The sequence below is a fragment of the Nonomuraea sp. NPDC049480 genome (assembly GCF_044465905.1).
Lineage (GTDB): Bacteria > Actinomycetota > Actinomycetes > Streptosporangiales > Streptosporangiaceae > Nonomuraea.
This window is the reverse complement of the sequence record NZ_JBITMD010000001.1, coordinates 489,875-511,392: the sequence shown is the minus strand read 5'-3', so window position 1 is coordinate 511,392 and position 21,518 is coordinate 489,875. Positions and strand designations below refer to the sequence as shown.

Here is a 21,518-nt window from a genome sequence, read left to right as displayed (position 1 = left end):
CACCGAACGGAGTGCGCATGCACAAGCTCCGCAGACTCGGCATTGCCCTCATCCTTGTCATCTCCGCCGTGGCCTTCACCGGCCAGCCCGCGCACGCCGCTCCATCCAGGGCGGACGGGAAACGTATCACCCTGCTGGTCCACGGCTTCGATCGGGAAGCCGACCCCAACTGCGCCGGCGGCTGGAAGTCCGCCAAGGATCTGCTGGTCGCCAACGGCTGGACCACTGTCTACACCTTCGGCTACTACACCGGCGCCACGAACTGCGACGTGAAGGTTGACGGCACGACCGACACACGTATCCAGGAAGTCGGCCGCCAACTCGCCTGGACGGTCTACTACTTCTGGTCGAGCCAAAATGTCGCGATCGACATCATGGCCCACTCGATGGGCGGGCTCGTCTCCCGTGCCGCGATCGAGGGGGTACGCAGATACGGCGCCGCGGTGTCCACCGCCGACCTGCCCCAGGTGAATGCGCTGGCCGACGCGGGCATCGCCGCGTGGCCCAGCGGGTGGCCGCCGTACCTGTACATCGAGGACATCGTGACCCTCGGCACCCCGCACAAGGGAATCGACGGCATTCTGGAGGGGTGCGCGCTCACGCACGAACAGTGCAGCGACATGCGCGGTGGTAGCGGCTTCCTGTCCTGGCTCGGCGGGCTGAAGTCCTCCGCGATGGGCACCGACTACACCCTGCTCGGCTCCGCCCACGACGACACGGTCGACGGCGAGTCAGCGGTGAAGAACTGGGACAGCGACGTCAGCCATGCCGCTGTGTACGACAAGGCCTCAGACGGTGACACCATCAGCCACAGCGAGATGCGCACCGAGAAGGCCACGGCGTTCGACGCCGAGTGGCGCAACCTGGACGACCACGGCAAGGGCTGGTACAACCCGCCACTCGTCCAGGGCATGTATGGCCTCTACAACCACATGCTCTACTAGCGAGCCGAACGGATCATGATCATGGCCGGCCGATCTGGCCCCCCTCCTGCTCGGCCGGCCAGAACCTCGATTCGACGGGCAGGCCCTGCCGTCGCCGGTGCCGTCATCGTCGAACGTCTCGGCCATGAAGCCGATATGAAGCCGACGACAGAAGCCGTCGGCCGGTCGGATTGTTAGACTGCCCTGGTGATCATGGGGCGATCTGCCGAACGGTCGCGGCTCAATCGCCTGATCGCCGATGCCAAGCACGGCCAGAGTCGTTCGCTGGTGTTGCGCGGCGAGGCCGGCATCGGCAAGACGGCTTTGCTCGACTACGCGGCCGACGTCGCCGGCGGCATGCGCGTGCTCCGCGTGGTCGGGGTCGAGTCCGAGGCCGAGATCCCGTTCGCCGGTCTCCAGTTGTTGTTCGCCCGCTTCGCCGACCGGTTCGACGCGCTGCCCGGCCCGCAGGCTCACGCGTTGCGGGCGGCGTTGGGCGCGAGTTCCTCGTCCGGTGAGCGGCTGCTGGTGGGTGCGGCGGTGCTGACTCTGCTCTCCGAACTGGCCGAGGAAGGGCCGGTGTTGTGCCTGGTCGACGATGTGCACTGGTTCGATCAGTCGTCAATCGACGCCCTGCTGTTCGCGGTCCGGCGACTTCACACGGATCCGGTGGCGACGATCCTCGCGGCGCGGGACGGCGAGCGCCTTTTCACCGCGGCCGGCGTCGACAGTCTCACGCTCCGGCGCCTCGACCGGGCCGACTCCGCTCGTCTGCTGGCAAGCGTCCGGACGCTGCCGGGTGAGATCGCCGAGCGCGTGCTCCTCGAGTCTGGCGGCAATCCCTTGGCCATCCTCGAACTTGCGGCCAACGATGGCGCGGCCCATCGTCCGGCGCCGGTGGCCCCGCTTCCCGCCACCGGCCGGCTGGAGGAGCACTTCCGGAATCAGATTCGCGCGCTGCCCGAGCGCACCCGCTTGGCGCTGCTGCTCGCGGCGGCGGACGATCGCTCGGAGCTCCGGTCGTTCTCGGACGCCGCGGCGCGTCTCGGTCTGCACGCCTCCGACCTCGAGCCGGCCGAACACCGTCACCTCGTCCGAGTGACATCCGACGCCGTGGAGTTCCGGCATCCGTTGATCCGGGCTTCGGCCTACCAGGACGCACCGCTGGCCCGGCGAGCGGCCGCGCACGGGGTGCTGGCGGCGACGCTGTCCGACCCACGTGATGCCGACCGGCGGGCATGGCACCTCGCGGCGGCGGCGACAGGTACCGACGACAACGCCGCAGCCGAGCTTGAGGCGGCGGCGCGGCGTGCCGTCGTCCGCGGTGCTCCGGCCGGTGCCGCGCGAGCGCTGGAGCGGGCGGCGCGGCTGAGCGTCGGGCGCGCCGACCGAGCCAGGCGTCTCGTCGAGGCCGCTCGCACCGCCTACGACGCCGGTCAGCTCGATTGGGCCGCGGACCTGGCTTCGGCCGGGGGCACGCTGACCGAACGACCGGGCGAGGAAGCGGAGGCCGGTTGGGTGCTGGCCCAAGTCGCGTACGAGCGCGGCTCTCCTACCGAGGCGAGTGCGCTCGCCCTCGACGCCGCGGCGCCGATCCTCTCGATCGACCCGGACCAGGCTGTGGCCGTGCTGACCGAGGCGACTTGGTGCGCACGTGACGCGGCCGACCCCGAGCTGCTTCGTCGTTGCGCGGGCCAGATGCGGTCCGTGCGAGACGGTCCGACTGTGATGTTCGACGCTCTGGTGGGCTTCACGGACCTGTTGCGGGGCGACATCGGCGCGGGGGTCCCTCCCATGCGGGAACTGTTCCTCGCCACCGATGAGGGACATGTGGACGGAGCGTTCGAGCGGTTGACCGCCGGGTTCATGGGCTTGTTGATCGGCGCGGACGCGCCTGCACTGGCCATGCTCGACAGCGAGGTCGCCGCGCTTCGCACCCAGGGGGCGCTCGGATGGCTACCGTATGCGCAAGAGCCCCTCGCGCTCGCTCAGCTGGTCACCGGCCGGCTCCAGGACGCGGAAGCCAACGTGGCCGAAGCCATGACACTGGCCGCCGAGCTCGGTCAGGGCATGCAGACCGTGGTGCTCAGCTCCATCTCGGCCTGGCTCGCCGCGGTTCGAGGCGACGTTGTCACCAGCCGCGAACGGGCCCAGCTGGTGCTGAGCGATGCCAGAAACCACCGGATGGCCGCCGCCCTTGCAACCTGGGCGCTGGCCCTGATCGATCTCATGACCGGTGACTCGAGCGCCGCGCTCGACCGTCTCGACGACGTGTGCCACGGCCCGCCCAGCCGAGACGTGACCGTTCGAGCGATACCGGACCACGTCGAGGCCGCGGTCAGAACCGGTGACTTCGACCGTGCGCGTACGCACCTTCCTCAGCTCGCCGAGTGGGCGAAGCATACGGCGAGCCCGGTGGGTTCCGCTCTCATGCTGCGATGCGAGGCACTCCTGCGTGAGGGCGAGGACACGCAGGAGCGGTTCGAGGCGGCTCTCCGCGTCGACGGGTGCGGACCGTACGACCGGGCACGCACCCAGTTGGCGTACGGGGAATGGCTGCGGCGAAATCGCCGTCCCACGTCGGCGCGATCGCAGCTCTCCGAAGCGTTCGAGACGTTCGAACGGATCGCCGCCCATGGGTGGCGGCAACGCGTCCGAGCGGAGCTCGTCGCTCTGGGGGACCCCGTTCCGGACGCACACACCACTGGCGGCGTCGGTGCCGGCCAGCTCACACCACAGGAGTTACAGGTCGTACGACGTGCGGCCCTCGGCTTGAGCAACCGCGAGATCGCCGCCCAGCTGTTCCTCAGCCCGCGCACCGTCGGCCACCACCTGTACAAGGCCTACCCGAAGCTGGGCGTCAGCCGGCGATCCCAGCTCGGGAGGCTCAGCCTGTGAGCCTCCCTCGGATACGCGGCGCGGTCCGGCACCCGTCGTTTGACAGATGCCGTGTTCACCTTCCGGCTCGTAGCGTCGACGACACGATTCGTGAAGGAGACAGCGATGGGAAGGCTCATCAACCACACCATGGTCACCGTGAACGCCGCTCCGGCGTCCTGTGGTTGCGTTGTCGACCGGCCGGCGGCCAGGGATCACAGTCTTGACGGAGCGTGCCGTGGCGTGGTGGGCGCGATCCGAACACCGATGGCGACCTATCAATCGAAGTTCTCGTCAGATATGGCTGGGAGGCGAACATGGCAAAGGTCTTTCCCAAGGTGATCCATGGTTTCTCCGGCGACGTGCTGGTCCCGGGCGACAGCCGCTACGACCGGCACCGCCAGGTCTGGAACGCGATGGTGGATCGGCGACCCGCCCTCATCGCCAGGTGCACGGACCGGAACGACGTCATCGCCGCCGTCCGATTCGCCCGGCGGCACGACCTCGACCTCGCCGTGCATTGCGGGGGGCACAGCGTCGTCGGACTCTCGGTGCCGGACGGCGGAGTCATGGTCGATCTGTCCCCGATGGGCGCGGTGCGCGTCGACCCCGAGCAGCGTCGGGCCTGGGTCGAAGGGGGCGCGCTGCTCGGTGCGCTGGACAGGGCCACTCAGCCGTTCGGGTTGGCCACCACGGCCGGCAACGTCTCGCACACCGGCGTGGGTGGTCTCACCCTGGGCGGGGGCATGGGCTGGCTGGCCCGCCGGTACGGGCTCACCTGCGACAACGTCGCCGGCTTCGAGGTCGTCACCGCGGATGGCGACGTGGTGAGGGCCAGTGCCGCGGAGAACGCCGACCTGTTCTGGGCGTTACGCGGTGGTGGCGGCAACTTCGGCGTGGTGACGGCCTTCGAATTCCATCTTCACCCGGTCGGGACGTCCGCCCTCCTGACCGAACTGTTCTACCGGCCGCGGGACGCCCACGAGGCCATGCGGCGATGGTGGGATCTCCTGCCCGACGCCCCCAGGGAGGCCACGCTCACCGCCTGGACGGGCACGGCCGAAGCGCAGTCGTACTTGTCGCCGGACCTCCATAACCGTGGGCTGGTGAGCCTGGGGTATGTGTGGGTGGGCGACCCCGCGCAGGGCGCAGGACTGCTGGATTCGGTACGAGCGGCGGTCCCACCTGCGGCGCAGCGGGTAAGGGAGCTGTCCTACCTGCAGTTGCAGACGATGGACGACAGCACCGAAGGCCACCGCTGGCGCCGGTACTGGAAGGGCCACTACCTGCGCGATCTCCCCGATGGGGCCATCGACGCCTTCATCTCCCGCGGAGTCGGCGGGGAGATCGAGGATGAGACCGATCTCGGCCGGCTACCGGCAGCCAGCCTCCAGGCGTACGGCGGAGCCATTCGCGACGTCGCCGACGACGAGACGGCCTTCAGCCACCGCGAGACGGCGGTGGAGTTCGTGGCCAGTGCCCGCTGGACGGATCCCGGCGAAGACGAGGCCCGGATGGCGGCGGCTCGGCGTTACGGGGATGCCATCGAGCCGTTCGCCAGCGGGGTATACGTCAACGTGCTTGCCGACGACGGCGAGTCTGGGCTGCGGCGGGCCTACAGCCCCGGCAAGCTACGCCGCCTCACCGCGCTCAAGCGTCGATACGACCCGGACAACGTGTTCCGCCACAACCACAACATCCGCCCCGATGGGCCGTGACACCCGCCGCTCTCACTTCGGAGCGCGGCCACACGGCTTACGCGGTTGAACAGGCTTCGACGAGCGAGGCAAGGAGATTCGTGATGGGCAAGACAATCATGTATGCGGCGGTCTCGCTGGACGGCTTCATGGCCGACGACCGCGACGAGGTCGGGCCGCTCTTCGACCTGACGAACGGCTGGAACGGCAAGCCCGCCGCAGGCGAGCACGTCTTCGTGGTGACCCACGAACCGCCGGCGAACTGGGAGCATGCCGGCACGGCGCCGTTCACGTTCGTCAACGGCGTCGAGGAGGCCATCAGCGCCGCCCAGGCCTACGCCGGCGCCGGCGACCGGGTCGTCGACGTGGCCGGGGGCCAGATCGGAGGCCAGGCACTGCGGCTCGGTCTCATCGATCAGGTCGTCGTCAATCTGGTCCCCGTGCTGTTCGGATCGGGCCGCCCGTTCTTCGCGACGGGCCCGCTGGACGCTCCGATCCTGCTCGACAACCCTTCGCAGGTCATTCAGGGGGACCGCGTGACGCACCTCGTATACGACGTCGCGAAGAGCTGAGCAGTCCCTCCGCGGCGAAACCAGAATCGCCCCTTCGGGTGGCCGGCGGCGGTGAGCAGACCGGCGTGGTCCGCGGTCAGCGTCTCGCATGGGGCACGGCGCCACGCCCGCGCTGAGCCCCGGTTTCGGCGCTATGCGGAGCGGCCGTTGCCGTTGAGTGCTTCGCGGCGGTATTTGCGCCCGGTGGACTCGTGTACCCCGAGCGCACGGGCGAGCGCGGTCCCGGTCATGTTCGGATCTTGAGCGAGCAGGGCCGCCACCTGGGCTCGCCGGTCGCTGTCGTCCCGGGCCTCGCCTGCCGGCGCGTCTTGGCCTGCCTGTGTGGCCGCCGGTTCGGGCTCGGCGGACGCTGACCGGCGCTCGCCGGTTTCCCGCGTCGGCTCGCCTTGGTCGACCTGCGGCACCGGTCCCGGCTTCGGCACCCGCGGCGCCTGGTCTGAGACGACGCTCGGGGGTGCGGGCTCGGCGAGCGCTCGCACCGGCTGTCCCTGGTCATGCGTGCGATCGGCGAGCTCGCGACCTGAGCGGACCACCCACATGATCAGCTCGTAGGAGATCACCAACGCGATCGCCGGCCACGCGGCCAGCGCCGCGGCCAGGGGTCCCCGTTCGATACCGTGCAAGATGTTCGCCGCCAGCGTCGCGGCGACTCCCAGCGCCAGCGCCCAGCGGGCCAGTGCCGGCACCGCCAGACGGTAACGGGCACACCACAACAGCACCATCGAGGAGGCGTAGATCATGCCGTCCACCGTCGCCGGGACGAGATGCGCCGACAACTCGTCCTCGGCACCGTACTTCTCGATCACTGCCACTGCATGCCAGTACGACACCCACGCAGCCACCGCCGCGACCGCCAGCACCACGACCGTCATCGACGCACGGATCAGCCGATCCCCGCCCCGAGGCGCCTGCTTGACTGCATTCACTCCAGAGATGTTGCCATGCCCGATGTCGCACTATGTGCCCATCGGTCACTTCTGTCTCAGGCGGGCGGCGCGGATGAGATCCGGCTCGGCGTCGGTCGGCCGGTCGCGCACGGGGACCGCTGGCGGCCAGTTGCCCCTACTGGGTCTGGGACGGGCTGACATTGACCATCCACGACACGCCGAACGGGTCGACGCACATGCCGAACTCGTCACCCCAGATCTGCTTTTGCATGGGCATCGTGGTGGTGCCGCCCGCGGACAGTTTTGCCCAGTAGCCGCGCAGGAGGTCGGCGTCGTCGCCGCTGAGACTCACCGAGCAGCCCGTCATGGGCTGGTGTTGCATGTCGCTGGTGACGTCGCCGGCCATGATCGTGTAACCGGCGTCGGTCTCCAGGACCGCGTGCATGATCTTGTCGGCGTCCGGCGAGTCCGTGGCGCCGAACTCGGCGAAGGTGTTGAAGGCGAGTCTGCCGCCGAACACGCTCGCGTAGAACTCCATCGCCTGGCGGGCGTTGCCGTTGAAGGTGAGGTAGGGGTTCAGCCGAGAGAACATGATTTCTCCTGAACTGTGGGGCTCTGGCCGGGTGCCGATGCCCTCGGACGCCATTCTCGCCGCGCCGATCTGGAAGCCGTCATCACCTGCGCGATGGCCGCCTGGGACACCTTGGCGACGGTGGAACCCTGAAGGCGGGGCACGTCGGCAGAGGTCACAGAAAACCTTTTCGCTTGACGTTGAAATCGTCCCATTGACATAGGCGGTTACGTCGATTTACCGTACCGAAAACGCTTTATGAAGATTCGCTCTTGTCGTTGCAAGCGGAAATGTTAGCGCTAACCATGTTGTCGAACGTGTACCGGGCCCGGGAGCGTTTACCCGGCGCGCCCACGGGCCCGGTACCGCATCGTGCTCAGGTACGGGTCCAGCGCTGGTAGGACTGGCTGCCGCAGTCGTACAAGACGATGGGAGTGTTGTCCGCCGTGCCGCCGTTGGCGGGTGTGAGGCAACGGCCGCTCTGCGCGCCGACGATCGTGCCGTCAGGCCGTATCGTCCACTGCTGGTTGGCTCCGCCGTTGCACGTCCACAGGATGATCGCGGTTCCGTTCGCGGTACCGGTGCCGTAGGCGTCGACGCACTTGCCGAGAATCTGCAGGGTCGAGCCGGACTGGGTCACGGTCTGGCCGGTCCCGCCGCTGCAGCCTCGCAGGGTGAGCTGGACGCCGTTGGTCGTGCTGCCGTTGGGGTCGTCCAGGCAGGTGCCGGAGGCGGCGTTGGTCAGGCGGAAGGTGGTCGGCGGCTGTGAGGTTCCGCCGCCCTTGATGAGGAAGAGGTTGTCCGCGACGTTGTAGTACGTCGCCAGGTAGCTTCCGGGCGACGGGTTGGTGTGGTAGTAGTCCTCGTGGCCGCAGTCCAGGAGCCGGTCGTGGCTCCGGTCGGGGCAGTTGTAGATCAGGGTGACCTCGGGGGCGTCCTTGTAGCACATGACGTCGTATTCGTCGACGCAGTGGGCGTGGCCGGAGGCGTGCGGCGCGTTGTTGTTGACCGCGCCGAGCGTGTGGCCGACCTCGTGGGCGGCCACGGCCGAGTCCCAGCAGCCGCTGTCGACACGGGCGTATTCCGGGCCGACGTTGGAGCGGTTGGCGTCGCTCTTGGAGGTGTCGCCGGCGAAGCCGCCGATGCCGCAGTACACCTGGGCGTCGACGAACTGCAGGTACTTGCGGTCGGTCCGGGTGTAGCCGGCGGCCTGCACGGCGTTGAGCAGCGGCGCCCAGTCGTTGGCGTTGAGTGCCGAGTCGGAGATCTGCACGTCACGGACGACGGGACGGCACAAGCCGTTGACCGTTTCGGTGACAAAGCGGATGTGGCGCTCGCCGCCGGTCTCGGCGGCGCTGGCGTTGTAAATGGTGTCAACGCCCTCCGCGAGGGTGCGGAAGGTCTCCAAGTACTGCTGGTAGCGGCTGGTGGAGCCGTGGATGTAGAGCACCTCCACGCGCTTTCCGCTGACGCCGTCGCCCTCGCACACGGGCAGGCCCGCGGCCGCCGCGGTCTGGGATACGGGTGGGACCCGGCGTTTGATGTCCAGGCCGGACGGGGGAGCGTCGGGGCCGTGAGTGCAGATCACGTGGCGGGCGGTCTTGATCTCGTACGTGCCTTGGGGGCAGGACGCCGCGTGGGCCGTGGTCGCCCCGGAGGGGGCGACCATCGTTAAGACGAGGCTCAAGGCAGCCGTGAGCAGGGGGACGCGGATGGACATGTGGTTTCCTTCCGGAGGGGGCGGGCGCACGATCGCGCCCGCTCGGAGGAGGGCTACTGCTCGCCGGAGAGGGAGAGCAGCGCGACGCCGAGGCGGACCGGGATTCCGAAGCCGGGGGTTCCGTCGGCGTTCCAGGTGGTGCGCTTCGTGCCGCAGCCGCAGAGGGCCGAGGCAGGGCGTGAGCGTCTCACTGAACCCCCATGCGGGTAGGCGTGACAGAACTCACGTCGGTGGAAAGCGTGGCTTCCCGGAGAAGTACGCCTACCCGGCCCACCGGCGAGTGCCTAGATTGTTGGTGATCACACCGAATCTGACAAGCGCTCTTCACAACTTTTCAGGAAATGACGCAGTACGGCCGGCGGCCGCTGCGCCGACGTCGCCGGGCGGCATTGTGGCCGGCGCCCTCCCTTGCTGCTCAGGCCGGCCCGGCCGAGGTGAAGGCAGGGTAGCGGGGCAACTCGGCGACGTCCCACTCTGCGGTTTCCTCGAGCCATGCCCGTACGACTTCCCGTACAGCGGGGAACTCGTCCCCGCCCTGGTCGAGTTCGTCCAGGAGGCGGCCCCACCGGTAGCGCAGCAGCTGGCGCTTGCTCGGCACCGGTGTCCGGGTGGGATGCATGGGCTGATCCTGCTTACGGGCTCCCGGCAACAAGACCCATGTCATGTGAATCGTCCAGGTGGCCACGGCCTGCCGTACCCCCGCTTCCCAGAGCTCGTCATCGGCCAACTCGGGATGGACGGCGACCACCTCCTTGCGGTAGGCGTCCTCGATCTCGGCTTCCACCCCTTCCGGCAGCCGGAACACGCACCAGCACGTCGCGAACGGCATGCGTACGTAGGCCGCTTCCAGAAAAGCCGAGTGATACCCCGCGCTCTCGAAGTCGAGTACATGCAGCCCGTCCGCTGTCAGCAGGTTGTTGTCCGGGCAGATGTCACCTGGCGAGAAGACCGGGTACCGCTCATTGCTCGCCTCCAGCGCCGTCAACTCGCCGTCAAGCCCGGCAGGCACAACGGGTAACACCTCTCCCAGTTCGCCTACGTCGTGGAAGAGCCGCCACTGCGCATCCTGTCTGGAGTAGGCGGCCAGAGAGCGCTTCCACTCCTGCTGTCGCCCAGCGCCGGCCACGGCGATCCGCCCGTACGCTCGCGCCCACGTGAGCAGCCCTTCCCGGGCCGCTTCCGCAGACTCCCCCAGCAGCACATCGGCCAGACTCGGCGCGATGCCGAGATCCGACATCACGACGAGCGGGAAGGACGGGTCCACAGCCAACAACCGGGGCCCGAACCCGCCACCGAGCGACAGCCCTGCCGCTTCGGCCGCGAAGCCCCCGGCGTCCTGGTACGCCTTCACCACCACCGTGCCACCATCGCCGGTCTCACACCGCAGGACGTGGGTGCGCGAACTCCCGCCCAAATCAATCGGCCGGCTGACCCTCTTGCCCAAGACCGCCGAGGCCGCCGCCAAGATCCTCTCCACGCTCAAGACCTTAAGGGTTCTCCGGCTCGGACGCGCCGGCACACCTGAACCGGAGATCGGGCGCCGCACTTCCATCCCCATCCACGGCCGCATAACCGTCGGACAAGCACGAGGAATGCCGCTGACCAGGAATTTCAATTGTCCAATGTCCAGCGGACATTGACTGGACGAAGAATTATGGCCCCGTCGCGTGCCCCGCCCTTACGTTCGAACTCGTCCGAGAACCACATCCCCGGCTGAAAGGCAGGAACCATGATACGCAAGATCACGGCGACGGTGATCGGCGGGTTGGCGACGACATTGCTCGCGGCGACACCCACGTTGGCGGGCAGCTCCGCGCAGGCTGACGCGACGAGCGTCAGTTACCACGCCGCGGCGGACCTACCGGGGCTGACGAAAGCGTCGGTCGCGGCCGGCGCCCTCGACCGGCCCTGTTCCTGGCGCAAGCAGAAGCTCTATTTCATGGGCGAGAAAGATGCCAATTTCGGCGGCACCGGCATCGTGACGATCCTCAACTGCCACGCGAAGAAGAGGAAGGCCTCAATCGACGTCAAGCGGGGCTTCGACCCGAAGTGCAAGAACATCCCCTTCGGTAAAACCGCCAAGTTCGAGTACAACAGGCTCAAGGGGATCGCCAAGTACAACAAGCCGAAGTGGTGCTAAGCGTTCTGCTCGGCTCACCCATGGTCGGTGACCAGCGTGGACACGGCTACCCGCAAGCACTTGCTCGCGGGTAGCCGTTCGAGCGTCATCGGCATTCTCACGTGCCAGGCACGGCTCGACGGCTCCGCGGGCGGCGGGCCCCGCGCGTACCGCGATACCGAGCGGGGATGCCCTGAGACGATCCCGTGTCACAACCAGACCAGCTTCCTCGTCCTACTGGTATGTGGTCGTCGCGCTACCTGTCACGGCCGCGGCAACTGATTCGATGAAACGAGAGCGGTCATGAAGATCTTTGTGACCACCTGGCAACCCGCCGATTTCAGTCCGCAGGCGCCCGCCGCGCCCAGCACGCCGACGGCCGGCCCTCGCAAGGGAAGGCCTGGGAAAGAAGACACGGAAGTGGACACCAGCACAGGGGACACCGGTGACCTGGGGGCCGAGTTCGAACGGCACCGCGCTCATCTCAACGAGGTCGCCTACCGGATTCTCGGCACACTGACCGACGCCGAGGACGCCGTTCAGGAGGCCTACCTGCGGTTCACCCGTGCGCGGGGAAACGATCTGCGGGATGTGCGGGCGTGGCTGACCACGGTGGTCGCTCGGATCTGCCTGGACGAGCTGGGCTCCGCCCGGGCCAGGCGCGAGAGCTATGTCGGCCCGTGGCTGCCCGAGCCGCTCGTCGGTACCACCGGGGACCGTGTCTTGTCGTCTCCGAGCCCGAGCCCGGAGGACCGGGTGACCCTGGACGAGTCGGTCAGCATGGCGATGCTCGTCCTGCTCGAATCGCTCAGCCCCGCAGAGCGGGCCGCCTTCGTGCTGCGTGAGGTCTTCGGCCTGTCCTACCAGGAAGTCTCGGCGGTCGTGGGCCGCAGTGAGGCGGCCTGCCGGCAGCTGGTGGTCAGGGCCCGGGGCCATGTCCGGCGCCGCGCGCCCCGCTTCACCCCCGACCGCCGCCAGCACGCCCATGCGGTCGAGGCGTTCGTGAAGGCATGCTTCCACGGAAGCGTCGAGGAACTGATCTGTGTCCTGGACCCGGATGTCGTCCTGCGGTCCGACGGCGGCGGCCTGGTCCCCGGCGTGGCGCGCCGCCCGGTCACCGGCGCGGCCAACGTCGCACGACTGCTGCTCGGCGTCGCGGCCAGACACGCCGTCACGCCGCGGCTCAGCACGGTCAACGGCGCGACCGGTCTGGTCTTCGAAGCCGGTGGGACCGTCGTCGGGGTGATGGGGTTCACCGTGGCCGGGAATCTGATCACTGAGATCGACTTCGTGGTCAATCCCGGCAAACTCCGTCGGGTCGCACACAACTGGTAATGCGCACCGCTGCGGGCGAATCCCGCAGAGCAAGACATCCGCAGGTCGCGCAAGCCCGACCGGAAGCCCTGAAGGAGGAAGGCACGTGTCGTCACTCGCGTTCACCCGTTCCGGCACCGGCGCGCCCCTGGTGTTGTTGCACGGGCTCGGATCCTCGCGCCACGCCTGGAACCCCGTCATCCCCACTCTCGCCGAGCGCTTCGACGTCCTGGCCGTCGACCTTCCGGGGTTCGGGGACTCCGAGCCCTTGCCGGAGCACGTCGAACCGTTACCGGCGGCCCTGGCGGCGGTCGTGGCGGGTTTCCTCGAAGATCTCGGCATCACCACCCCGCACATCGTGGGCAACTCACTCGGCGGATGGGTGGCACTCGAACTCGCCCACATCCGCCCGTCGGCCTCACTGACCCTGCTTTCACCGGCCGGGCTGTGGCGTGGCGCCACACCGATCTACCAGCGGGTCAGCCTGCGCACCACCCGATGGCTCGCCGAACACGCCACGGGTCTGCTGTCCCGCCTGGTGAACCACCGTCTGGGACGCATCATGGTCCTCGGCCAGACCCACGGCCGGCCCGCGCGGATGACCCCTGACCAGGCACGCACAAGCATCCAGGACATGGCCCGCTGCCCCGGCTTACCCGCCACCTACCAGGCCACCGTCAGACGCTGCTACCAGCCGGGACCACGACCACCCCTCAGCATTCCGACGACCGTCGCGTTCGGCTCCCGCGACTTCCTCCTCGTGCCCTGGGCCCGTCACGTCGACCAACTCCCACCCGGCACCCGCGTCGGGTCGCTTCCCGGCTGCGGCCACGTCCCCATGGCCGACGATCCCGACGCCGTCGCCGCCCTCATCGCCGCATCCGCCCGCGTTCCGGATCGTTCGGCATGACGGTTCCGGCCGATGGACGGCGGCGGTCCGCGACGGCGGCGTTGTGACTCAGCAGGTCGACGGACCAGGCCAGGGCGGGGTCGAGGTCGACGGTCGCCTCGGCTCTGCGCCGGCACGGGTGGCGCCGGCCAGGCGGGTGGAGAGGGCGCGGATACGGCCGACGAGCTCGGGCGGCTCGTGCACTTCGAAGTCGATGTCCAGCAGCGCGACCCAGACGGCGAGTTCGTCAAGGTCGTTCGCGCCGGTGGACAACGTGCAGGACCGCTCGTCGATCGGCTCGATCGTCCCCATCGTGGCCGGCATGTGCTCGGCGACGACCTCGGCCGGAGCGTGCATCGTGAAGCGGCCCTGGTACCGATAGGGCGCGCTGGAGATCGACCGTGACATGTAGGCCGCCAGGTCGGAGTCGGGCGGGTCACGGGGGACGAACCGCGGTCCGTTCGGCGTCCGCAGGCTCAGGCGGTCGACCCGATAGGTGCGCCAGTCGGCCCGGCCGGTGTCCCAGCCCAGCAGGTACCAGTGTCGCCCCGAATGGACGAGCCGGTAGGGCTCGGCGGCGCGGACGCTCTCCTGCCGGTCGTGCGTCCGGTAGCCGAACCGCAGGGTCTCGTGGTCGCGGCAGGCGGCGGCGATCGCGGTCAGAGACGCCGCGTCCACCGCCGAACCCGGCCGTCCCATCGGCACGGTCATCGACTGCAGCGCGTGCACACGATGCCGGAGGCGGGACGGCAGCACCCGCTCCAGCTTGGCCAGCGCTCGTACGGAGGTCTCCTCGATCCCCGACACCGAGCCCCCGGCCGCCGTCCGCAGCCCCACCGCGATCGCCACCGCCTCGTCGTCGTCCAGCAGGAGCGGCGGCAGGTCCGTGCCTGCGCCGAGCCGGTAGCCGGGCGCGCCCGCGGTGGCGTGCACGGGATAGCCGAGCTCGCGCAGCCGCCCGACGTCACGGCGGACCGTCCGCGCGGTCACGCCGAGGCGCTCCGCCAGTTCCACGCCCGACCACTCCCGGTGGGTCTGCAGGAGCGAGAGCAGTCTGAGCAACCGGGCCGATGTCTCCAACATGTCCTCCAGATTGCCTCACTCCTAGGACTGAACCTGTCCTAACCCGTCCCTAGCGTGTTCTCCATGACGTTCACCACGGAGATCAGCCCGTTCCGCATAGACATCCCGCAGGCCGCGCTCGACGACCTGCACGACCGGCTGGCGCGCACCCTCTGGCCCGACGAGCTGCCCGGCGTCGGCTGGTCGTACGGCATCCCGGTCTCGTACGTGCAGCGGCTGGCCGAGTACTGGCGCGGCGGATACGACTGGCGGAAGCACGAGGCGGCGCTCAACGAGTACCCGCAGTTCACCACCGAGATCGACGGCCAGAACATCCACTTCCTGCACGTGCGGTCCCCCGAGCCGGACGCCCTCCCGCTGATCATCACGCACGGCTGGCCCGGCTCGGTCGCCGAGTTCATGAAGGTCATCGGGCCGCTCACCGACCCTGCCGCGCACGGCGGCGAGCCGGCCGACGCATTCCACGTCGTCGCCCCGTCGATCCCCGGGTTCGGCTTCTCCGGGCCGACCACTGCGCCCGGCTGGGATCTGAACCGAGTCGCCCGGGCATGGGCTGAGCTGATGGGTCGCCTCGGCTACGACCGGTACGGCGCGCAAGGCGGCGACAGCGGTTCGGTCATCTCGCCGATGCTCGGCCGCGCCGACTCGGCACACGTCGCGGGCGTGCACGTCAACGGCGCCCTCGGTTTCCCGAGCGGCGACCCGGCCGAGTTCGAAGGGCTCACCGAGGCCGAGCTCGCCCGGCTCGGCCAATACCAGGACGAGGACAGTGCCGGCTACGCGGTGATCCAGGCAACCCGGCCGCAGACCCTGGCGTTCGGCCTGCACGACTCGCCCGCCGCGCAGCTGGCGTGGATCGCCGAGAAATTCAAGGAGTGGACCGACCCGGCGCGGGAACTGCCCGAGGACGCGGTGGACGTCGACCAACTGCTCACCGACATCAGCATCTACTGGTTCACCAGGACCGCCGCATCGTCGGCCCGCCTCTACAAGGAGACGCAGAGGTCATGGGGCGCCGCCGTCGAGTACTCGGCGCTGCCGCACGGCGTCGCCGTCTTCCCCGGCGACGCGGGCGTCCGGCGGATCGCCGAGCGCGAGCACAACGTCGTGCACTGGTCGGAATTCGACCGGGGCGGCCACTTCGCCGCCATGGAGGCCCCCGAACTGCTGGTCGACGACGTCCGGGCGTTCTTCCGGAAGGTCCGCTGAGGCTCTGAACCACCACGCCCGAGCCGCGGGTCCCGATGTTGTGAAGAACTCGTACGACCCGGCGAAGGACCTTCGCAACAGTAGCGAAGGGGGGAGCGAGGAGCGCGGTGCGTGCACTAGCGTCCCTTTATGGCTACTTTCGCCAGGCTGACCGGGCGCGTGGTGGCGGGTGCCGGAGTGCTGGCGCTGTCGCCGGTCCTGGGGCTGGCCACGCTGGCCGGGATGGCGATGGTGGGCGCGGAGCCGACGGCTTTCGCGGTGACGGGCCTGGCCGTCTTCGCGTCGATGTTCTTTCTGGGCCTGCTGCTGTGCGTGCCGAGGCCGAGGGTGGCGTGGGGGCGATGGTTGCGGGCCGTGGTGGTCCTCGGGGTGGAGGCGGCGGTGGTCTGGCAGGTCAGCGTGGCCACCTTGCGTCCGGCTCCGTCCCATACCTCCCTGGCGCCGGTGGCCGGGCAGCGCGAGTGGCGGCTGCCGACGGGCTCGGAGCTGGCGTACGTACGGCTTGCGCCGAAGCGGGTCACCCGGCCAGATCCCGTGGTGTTCCTGCACGGCGGGCCCGGCGTGGCGGACCTGGCGGCGTCCTCGGCATTCTTCGGGAAACTGGCGGCGGACGGGTACCAGGTGTACGTCTATGACCAGCTCGGGGCCGGGCGTTCGGCGCGGCTGCGGGACCCTCGGGGGTACGGGCTGACGCGCGACGTACAGGACCTCGAGGCCATCCGCCAGGCCATGGGCGCCGGGCGGCTGAACCTGATCGCCCAGGACTACGGCGCCCAGCTCGCGGCCGCCTACCTGGCCGCGCACCCGGACCGGGTCGCGAGGACGGTGCTCTCCTCGCCCGCTGGACTCTCCCAGAGGGCCTCCACCGCGTCGGTCCTTGCTTCTCCTTCCGACCCGTCCCAGGGGTCCTCCACCGCGACCTTCTCTGCTTCTCCCACCGAGCCGTCTCAGGGAGCACCCGCTTGGGAGCCCCAAGCGCGAGGGACGGACGGGAAGGTCGAGGCGGCGGCGGTGTTCGGACGCGACGGGACGCCGGACCCGCGCCTGCTCGCCATCTCCACGTTGCTGCGGGTGGACCCGCGGGCGGCGCACGCGTTTGCGGGTGACCGCGAGCTGGACGCCTACCTCGACCTCGTCCGCCGGAGAGCGCCGCATCCCTGCCCCGCCGCCGCAACCGGTTCCGGGGGGTATGTCGGCCTGAGTGGGCGGGCCGCGCCGGGCTCGCTCCGGCTGAGCCTGACCAAGGCGACGGCGCCCGTGCTGATCGTCAAGGGCCAGTGCGACGAGCAGAGCTGGGCGTCGGCCATGGAGTTCCAGCGGGCGCTGCCCTCGGCCACGCTCGCCTATCTCGGCGGCAGCACGTACCAGAGCGAGAGGTATCTCGGCCTCCTGCGGGCGTTTCTGGCCGGCCGTCCGGTGCCCGCCTACGAGGGCCAGGGCCCGCCCTCCGGCTACCGAGGCCCCGCCTGATCCCCGCGCGCCCGCTCATCACTCGTTCTACTTCTCCGGCACGACCTGCTTCTCCTCGGCGGCCTCCCCGCCGTCCCCCTTGTGCGAGGCAGGCACCACGATCTCTTCGGTGTCCTCGTCACGCGTCACCCAGAGGTGGACCAGCGCGCCGACGAACAGCACGATCGAGGTCCACGACTCGTACAGGAACGTCGGGTGGTAGAGCACGCCTGGCTCGCCGCCGTGCGCCTGGTCGATCTCCAGGCCCCACGGCAACGTGGTCGGACTGCCGTACAGCTCCTGGTTGAACCAGTCGCCCCAGCGGGCGATCGCCTGCCTGGTGGCCCCTCCACTCGGGTGCGGCTCTTCTGGATTGAGCGGATCGGTCGGCGCCTACTCCCGGACCCTTCGTCTCCCCGATCGCCGCATGTCGGGCAGATCCGTTGGAATTAGGTCAACTTCCTGCTGGTCAGGACCGGTGTGCGCGTCCTTCACCACCACGAACTCACCCCGTAGTTCCTTCACTGGCCAAGCCCCGGCACAGCCGCACCCGTCCCGCAGAGCGTCAAAGTGGACGCTGAACAACGGCCTGCGCCGCCACATCGACGACATCCCCGCCCCGCCGCCCGCTACACCGGCGACCTTCACCACCTCAAACGCCCAGTGCTCGATCCACCCGGTTCGCGTCGGCATGGGGCACCGCCTGGGAGCCGATGATCGCCGCGGTGGGTTCGGCGTCGCGCCCTTCGGCCTGCCAGGGCATCAGCGGCTCGATGGCCTGCCATCCGGCGTCGGTGATGTCCGTTGTGTCGCGGTGCGTTCTGGCCCGGTGATCGGTTCCGTGGCCGAGCCGGCAGGCCGTCAAGTCTGCGTGTCCCGCCGCCCGGATCAGTGAGAGTCTCGGACCGCGGCAAGCCCGCGATGGAACCCGAACCGGACCTCCGACCGTCCCCTCAATAGAAGGGATCTGCCGACCGCCTACCCACCGCATCCGTCCCGTGACAGCCCGCAGGCCAACTCCGCTGGATCATCCCCTTTCGATACAAGGAGTACGACTCGGTGAATCCGCACGCACTTGCCCACCGGGCACATCGGCACGGCTGGGACGTACAGACCATCCCGCGATCTTCCGGCCCTGTCGTCATCCTGCAGCGTGACGGCTGGTGTCTGGAAATCGCCTTCGACGGTCACGCGCCCAAGGCGGCCACCGCCAACGAACCCGGTCACAACCTTGGCAGACGGCTCCACCTGCGCTCGATCAACGACTTCGTGCAATCCAGCCCGGAACAGATCGGTCAACTCACCCATGCCGCGATCGGCGGCGAGTCACCTGCCGCAAGAGCGAGCTGGGCCAGGTGATCGCCGGGCACGACGGCCGATTATCCCGCCTGGCCGCCCGTACCCGGGCAGCCGTACTGGTCGGAAGAGTGGGCGGGCGCCCCGCCCCGCTCGTCGAAGTGGCCGGTCTGCTTCTCGTGATCCTGACCTTCTCGCGGCTGCATGCCGCCGCCGGGAAGGACGTGGCGGCGGCCGCCACCGCCAACGCACATACCCTGCAATCCGTCCAGCGCGCCCTCCACCTGGACATCGAGCTGGGGGCGAACCGGTGGCTGACCGACCATCCGGCCCTGATCATGCCGGCGGTGTACTACTACCGCCTGTACTACATCGTGATCATCGCTGTGCTCGTGTGGGTCTTCGTCCGGCATGCCGAGTCCTACGCCAAGGTCCGCTGGACCCTCGTCGTGATGACCCTCCTCGTCCTCCCCGTCTTCTGGGCGCTGCCCATGTCGCCCCCGCGGTTCGCCCTGCCGGGCATCGTCGACATCCTCGCCGGGCATGACATTCTGGGCAGCGGCCATGCCACACGAGACGTCACCAGCGGCCGGAACCTGTTTTCTGCGATGCCGAGCATGCACGTGGGATGGTCGTTGTGGTGCGGCTATGCCGGGTGGTTCGCTCTGCGGGGCTCCCATCCGCGATCGGCGTTGCTGCCGTGGACCTTCCCGCTGGGTATGGCGGTGGTCGTGCTCATCACGGGGAACCACTACGTGCTCGACATCGCCGGAAGCGTCGCGCTGTTCGCCGCCTCCATCGCTGTTGTCTCAGCCTGGGGCCGCCTCGCCGAGCGCCGGCGAACAGCAGCAGGGAAGCCGCAGGCCGGCACCCGCGCGGACGCGGCTCGAAAACCCTGAAACGACGAGATCCCGCCCGATCGCGATGATCCCAGGTCAGTGGTATTTCCATTGGAAATTTCTCTTCACCACTGCAATCGAGATCGTTCTCCGCGCCGGCGGCTGCGCGCTCAAGAGACCTCGGCTCAGGTGGCGCCATGAAAGTTTCACCGGCAGTTGACGTAAGGAAAGCGCTTTCCTACTGTGGCGTCGGTTTCATCGATGTTTCCATGCTTCGCCCGGGCAACGACACACAAGGCGACCTCGTACACGGCGTCTTGGCGCCTCAACATGCGCCCACGCCGCCGTACCGACACCATGGGAGAACAATGATGCGGCTGAAAGCCGTCCTCACCTGCGCCGGCCTGTTGGCCGTCACATTCGTCGCACTGTCACAACCCGCCGCCCATGCCGCCCCGACGCGGTACGAGGCGGAAAGCTCGCCCGCGGTCTGCACCGGCACCATCGACAGCAATCACTCCGGGTACTCGGGCAGCGGATTCTGCAACGCCAACAACGCCACCGGCGCCTACGCGCAGTTCACCGTCAACGCCGGCGCGGCCGGGACGGCGACGATCGGCGTGCGGTTCGCCAACGGAACCACGAGTGCCCGGCCCGCCGACCTGATCGTCAACGGGTCCACCGTCCAAAGTGTCTCCTTCGAGGCCGCCGGCGCGTGGAACACCTGGGTCACCAAGACGCTGACCGTGTCGGTGAACTCGGGAAGCAACACCATCCGTTTCAACCCGACGACCTCGGGCGGCCTGCCCAACATCGACTACATCGACGCCGAAGCGGGCGACACACCACCCCCGCCGCCTGGAACGCTGTACGTGGCGCCGAACGGCAGCGACAGCGCGGCCGGGACGCAGTCGAACCCGACGACGCTCACCTCGGCGATCACCCGCGTCGCTCCCGGCGGGACGATCCTCATGCGCGGCGGGCGCTACGACTTCTCGCAGACGGTCACCATCGCGGCGGGCAACAACGGCACGTCGAGCGCCCGCAAGAAACTGTCCGCCTACCCGGGTGAGACTCCGGTGCTGAACTTCTCGGCCCAGAGCGAGGCCTCGGCGAACCGCGGGCTTGCCGTGAACGGGTCGTTCTGGCACGTCCACGGCATTGTCGTCGAGCGCGCCGGCGACAACGGGATCTTCGTCGGCGGCCACAACAACATCTTCGAGCGCACGGTGACGCGCTTCAACCGCGACACGGGGCTGCAACTGTCGCGGATGACCTCCACCACCCCTCGCGACCAGTGGCCGTCCAACAACCTCATCCTGAGCGCGGTGTCGCACGACAACGCCGACTCCGACGGAGAGGACGCCGACGGCTTCGCCGCGAAGCTGACCTCCGGCCCCGGCAACGTCTTCCGCTACGCCGTGGCGCACAACAACATCGACGACGGCTGGGACCTCTACACCTACGCTGACGAGGGACCCATCGGCGCGGTGACCATCGAGGACTCCCTCTCCTACGAGAACGGCACCCTCAGCGACGGCACCCAGAACACGGCCGGTGACCGCAACGGCTACAAGCTCGGCGGCGAGGATGTCCCGGTCAACCACGTCATCCGGCGCAACATCGCCTACGACAACGGCAAGCACGGATTCACCTACAACAGGAACCCCGGCACGATGACCGTGTCGAACAACGTCAGTATCGACAATACCGAGCGTAACTTCTCCTTCGACGCCGGCAGTTCGGTGTTCCGCAACAACACCTCGTGCCGCAGCGGCAGCGGGACCAACGACAGGATCGTCGGTGACGCCGACGGTTCGAACCAGTTCTGGTCCGGCTCGAACGGATCCAGGTGCTCGTCCTACACCGGTGGCCTGAACTGGTCGTTCGCCGCGGATGGCCGTCTCGTCGTGACCTTCGGCGGCTGACGGTAACGCCGTAACAGACTCCGCCGCCGAACGTGGCGTCAGGTCGACGACCCCGTCCACGGCGTCAGGGCCGGCGGTGGGGCCTGGCCGGTTCATTCCTGATGAGCCGGCCAGGCCGTCCAGCGTCTCCTCCGCCTCGAAACGC

The 21,518-nt window shown here is 68.8% G+C and carries 20 protein-coding genes; 12 read left to right on the top strand and 8 right to left on the bottom strand.

Annotated elements, in window-relative coordinates; translation table 11 throughout:
* Positions 1–17 precede the first annotated feature (17 nt).
* The 4 genes from ACIBX3_RS02430 (at position 18) to ACIBX3_RS02415 (ending at position 6,069) form a co-directional block, all read left to right on the top strand.
* Positions 18–944, top strand: a complete 927-nt coding sequence (locus tag ACIBX3_RS02430; RefSeq protein WP_397112248.1) for an esterase/lipase family protein — start codon at positions 18–20, stop codon at positions 942–944.
* 192 nt (positions 945–1,136) lie between these two features.
* Entirely contained in the window at positions 1,137–3,821 is a 2,685-nt protein-coding gene (locus ACIBX3_RS02425) for an AAA family ATPase (protein ID WP_397112246.1), read from the top strand.
* Between the two features lie 296 nt (positions 3,822–4,117).
* Positions 4,118–5,518, top strand: a complete 1,401-nt coding sequence (locus tag ACIBX3_RS02420; protein ID WP_397112244.1) for an FAD-binding oxidoreductase — start codon at positions 4,118–4,120, stop codon at positions 5,516–5,518.
* Between the two features lie 83 nt (positions 5,519–5,601).
* Positions 5,602–6,069 (top strand): dihydrofolate reductase family protein, encoded by a 468-nt coding sequence (locus ACIBX3_RS02415; RefSeq protein ID WP_397112242.1) that lies wholly within the window; start codon positions 5,602–5,604, stop codon positions 6,067–6,069.
* Between the two features lie 131 nt (positions 6,070–6,200).
* On the opposite strand, the gene ACIBX3_RS02410 is transcribed toward ACIBX3_RS02415, so the two are convergent.
* The 5 genes from ACIBX3_RS02410 to ACIBX3_RS02390 all read right to left on the bottom strand — a co-directional run bounded on the left by ACIBX3_RS02410 (position 6,201) and on the right by ACIBX3_RS02390 (position 10,724).
* Positions 6,201–6,995 (bottom strand): DUF2637 domain-containing protein, encoded by a 795-nt coding sequence (locus ACIBX3_RS02410; protein WP_397112240.1) that lies wholly within the window; start codon positions 6,993–6,995, stop codon positions 6,201–6,203.
* A 136-nt stretch (positions 6,996–7,131) separates the two neighbouring features.
* Entirely contained in the window at positions 7,132–7,548 is a 417-nt protein-coding gene (locus ACIBX3_RS02405; protein WP_397112238.1) for a VOC family protein, read from the bottom strand.
* A 355-nt stretch (positions 7,549–7,903) separates the two neighbouring features.
* Positions 7,904–9,247 (bottom strand): ricin-type beta-trefoil lectin domain protein, encoded by a 1,344-nt coding sequence (locus ACIBX3_RS02400; protein ID WP_397112236.1) that lies wholly within the window; start codon positions 9,245–9,247, stop codon positions 7,904–7,906.
* A gap of 53 nt (positions 9,248–9,300) precedes the next feature.
* The gene (locus tag ACIBX3_RS02395) at positions 9,301–9,438 is read right to left on the bottom strand and encodes a hypothetical protein (protein WP_397112234.1); all 138 of its coding nucleotides are present in this window, start codon (positions 9,436–9,438) and stop codon (positions 9,301–9,303) included.
* Positions 9,439–9,662: 224 nt separating this feature from the next.
* On the bottom strand, positions 9,663–10,724 hold the full coding sequence (locus tag ACIBX3_RS02390; protein WP_397112232.1) for a hypothetical protein: 1,062 nt from the start codon (positions 10,722–10,724) through the stop codon (positions 9,663–9,665).
* Between the two features lie 252 nt (positions 10,725–10,976).
* On the opposite strand from ACIBX3_RS02390, the gene ACIBX3_RS02385 reads away from it, so the two are divergent.
* From ACIBX3_RS02385 to ACIBX3_RS02375, 3 genes are all read left to right on the top strand, one after another.
* Positions 10,977–11,387 carry a hypothetical protein gene (locus ACIBX3_RS02385; RefSeq protein WP_397112230.1) on the top strand — a complete coding sequence of 137 codons (411 nt, stop codon included), beginning with the start codon at positions 10,977–10,979 and terminating at the stop codon, positions 11,385–11,387.
* 399 nt (positions 11,388–11,786) lie between these two features.
* Positions 11,787–12,701: an RNA polymerase sigma factor SigJ gene (gene sigJ / locus ACIBX3_RS02380; protein ID WP_397112228.1), complete on the top strand. Its 915-nt coding sequence runs from the start codon at positions 11,787–11,789 to the stop codon at positions 12,699–12,701.
* A gap of 85 nt (positions 12,702–12,786) precedes the next feature.
* A complete protein-coding gene (locus tag ACIBX3_RS02375) occupies positions 12,787–13,590 on the top strand; it encodes an alpha/beta fold hydrolase (protein WP_397112226.1) in 804 nt (267 codons plus the stop codon).
* Positions 13,591–13,638: 48 nt separating this feature from the next.
* Here the strand turns inward: ACIBX3_RS02375 and ACIBX3_RS02370 are convergent, their stop codons facing one another.
* Positions 13,639–14,652: a helix-turn-helix transcriptional regulator gene (locus tag ACIBX3_RS02370; RefSeq protein WP_397112225.1), complete on the bottom strand. Its 1,014-nt coding sequence runs from the start codon at positions 14,650–14,652 to the stop codon at positions 13,639–13,641.
* Between the two features lie 63 nt (positions 14,653–14,715).
* Between ACIBX3_RS02370 and ACIBX3_RS02365 the strand changes: the two genes are divergently transcribed.
* Positions 14,716–15,861, top strand: coding sequence for an epoxide hydrolase family protein (locus tag ACIBX3_RS02365; RefSeq protein WP_397112223.1), 1,146 nt, complete (start codon positions 14,716–14,718; stop codon positions 15,859–15,861).
* Between the two features lie 129 nt (positions 15,862–15,990).
* Positions 15,991–17,331 (top strand): alpha/beta fold hydrolase, encoded by a 1,341-nt coding sequence (locus tag ACIBX3_RS02360; protein WP_397112221.1) that lies wholly within the window; start codon positions 15,991–15,993, stop codon positions 17,329–17,331.
* Between the two features lie 27 nt (positions 17,332–17,358).
* Here the strand turns inward: ACIBX3_RS02360 and ACIBX3_RS02355 are convergent, their stop codons facing one another.
* Together ACIBX3_RS02355 and ACIBX3_RS02350 are read right to left on the bottom strand one after the other, a co-directional pair.
* Positions 17,359–17,640, bottom strand: coding sequence for a prolipoprotein diacylglyceryl transferase family protein (locus ACIBX3_RS02355; protein WP_397113371.1), 282 nt, complete (start codon positions 17,638–17,640; stop codon positions 17,359–17,361).
* Between the two features lie 322 nt (positions 17,641–17,962).
* Positions 17,963–18,175 (bottom strand): hypothetical protein, encoded by a 213-nt coding sequence (locus ACIBX3_RS02350; RefSeq protein WP_397112219.1) that lies wholly within the window; start codon positions 18,173–18,175, stop codon positions 17,963–17,965.
* 194 nt (positions 18,176–18,369) lie between these two features.
* Between ACIBX3_RS02350 and ACIBX3_RS02345 the strand changes: the two genes are divergently transcribed.
* From ACIBX3_RS02345 to ACIBX3_RS02335, 3 genes are all read left to right on the top strand, one after another.
* Positions 18,370–18,669 carry a hypothetical protein gene (locus ACIBX3_RS02345; protein ID WP_397112217.1) on the top strand — a complete coding sequence of 100 codons (300 nt, stop codon included), beginning with the start codon at positions 18,370–18,372 and terminating at the stop codon, positions 18,667–18,669.
* A complete protein-coding gene (locus tag ACIBX3_RS02340; protein WP_397112215.1) occupies positions 18,666–19,505 on the top strand; it encodes a phosphatase PAP2 family protein in 840 nt (279 codons plus the stop codon). Before ACIBX3_RS02345 ends, ACIBX3_RS02340 begins: the two co-directional genes overlap by 4 nt.
* A 311-nt stretch (positions 19,506–19,816) precedes the next feature.
* Positions 19,817–21,373, top strand: a complete 1,557-nt coding sequence (locus ACIBX3_RS02335; RefSeq protein WP_397112213.1) for a carbohydrate-binding protein — start codon at positions 19,817–19,819, stop codon at positions 21,371–21,373.
* The last annotated feature ends 145 nt before the right edge of the window (positions 21,374–21,518 follow it).

Excerpts from the sequence above, each read along its gene's own strand:
- ACIBX3_RS02430 (WP_397112248.1), top strand. The coding sequence starts at position 18 with ATGCACAAGCTCCGCAGACTCGGCATTGCCCTCATCCTTGTCATCTCC.
- ACIBX3_RS02425 (WP_397112246.1), top strand. The coding sequence starts at position 1,137 with ATGGGGCGATCTGCCGAACGGTCGCGGCTCAATCGCCTGATCGCCGAT.
- ACIBX3_RS02420 (WP_397112244.1), top strand. The coding sequence starts at position 4,118 with ATGGCAAAGGTCTTTCCCAAGGTGATCCATGGTTTCTCCGGCGACGTG.
- ACIBX3_RS02415 (WP_397112242.1), top strand. The coding sequence starts at position 5,602 with ATGGGCAAGACAATCATGTATGCGGCGGTCTCGCTGGACGGCTTCATG.
- ACIBX3_RS02405 (WP_397112238.1), bottom strand. The coding sequence starts at position 7,548 with ATGTTCTCTCGGCTGAACCCCTACCTCACCTTCAACGGCAACGCCCGC.
- ACIBX3_RS02400 (WP_397112236.1), bottom strand. The coding sequence starts at position 9,247 with ATGTCCATCCGCGTCCCCCTGCTCACGGCTGCCTTGAGCCTCGTCTTA.
- ACIBX3_RS02385 (WP_397112230.1), top strand. The coding sequence starts at position 10,977 with ATGATACGCAAGATCACGGCGACGGTGATCGGCGGGTTGGCGACGACA.
- ACIBX3_RS02370 (WP_397112225.1), bottom strand. The coding sequence starts at position 14,652 with ATGTTGGAGACATCGGCCCGGTTGCTCAGACTGCTCTCGCTCCTGCAG.
- ACIBX3_RS02365 (WP_397112223.1), top strand. The coding sequence starts at position 14,716 with ATGACGTTCACCACGGAGATCAGCCCGTTCCGCATAGACATCCCGCAG.
- ACIBX3_RS02360 (WP_397112221.1), top strand. The coding sequence starts at position 15,991 with ATGGCTACTTTCGCCAGGCTGACCGGGCGCGTGGTGGCGGGTGCCGGA.
- ACIBX3_RS02335 (WP_397112213.1), top strand. The coding sequence starts at position 19,817 with ATGCGGCTGAAAGCCGTCCTCACCTGCGCCGGCCTGTTGGCCGTCACA.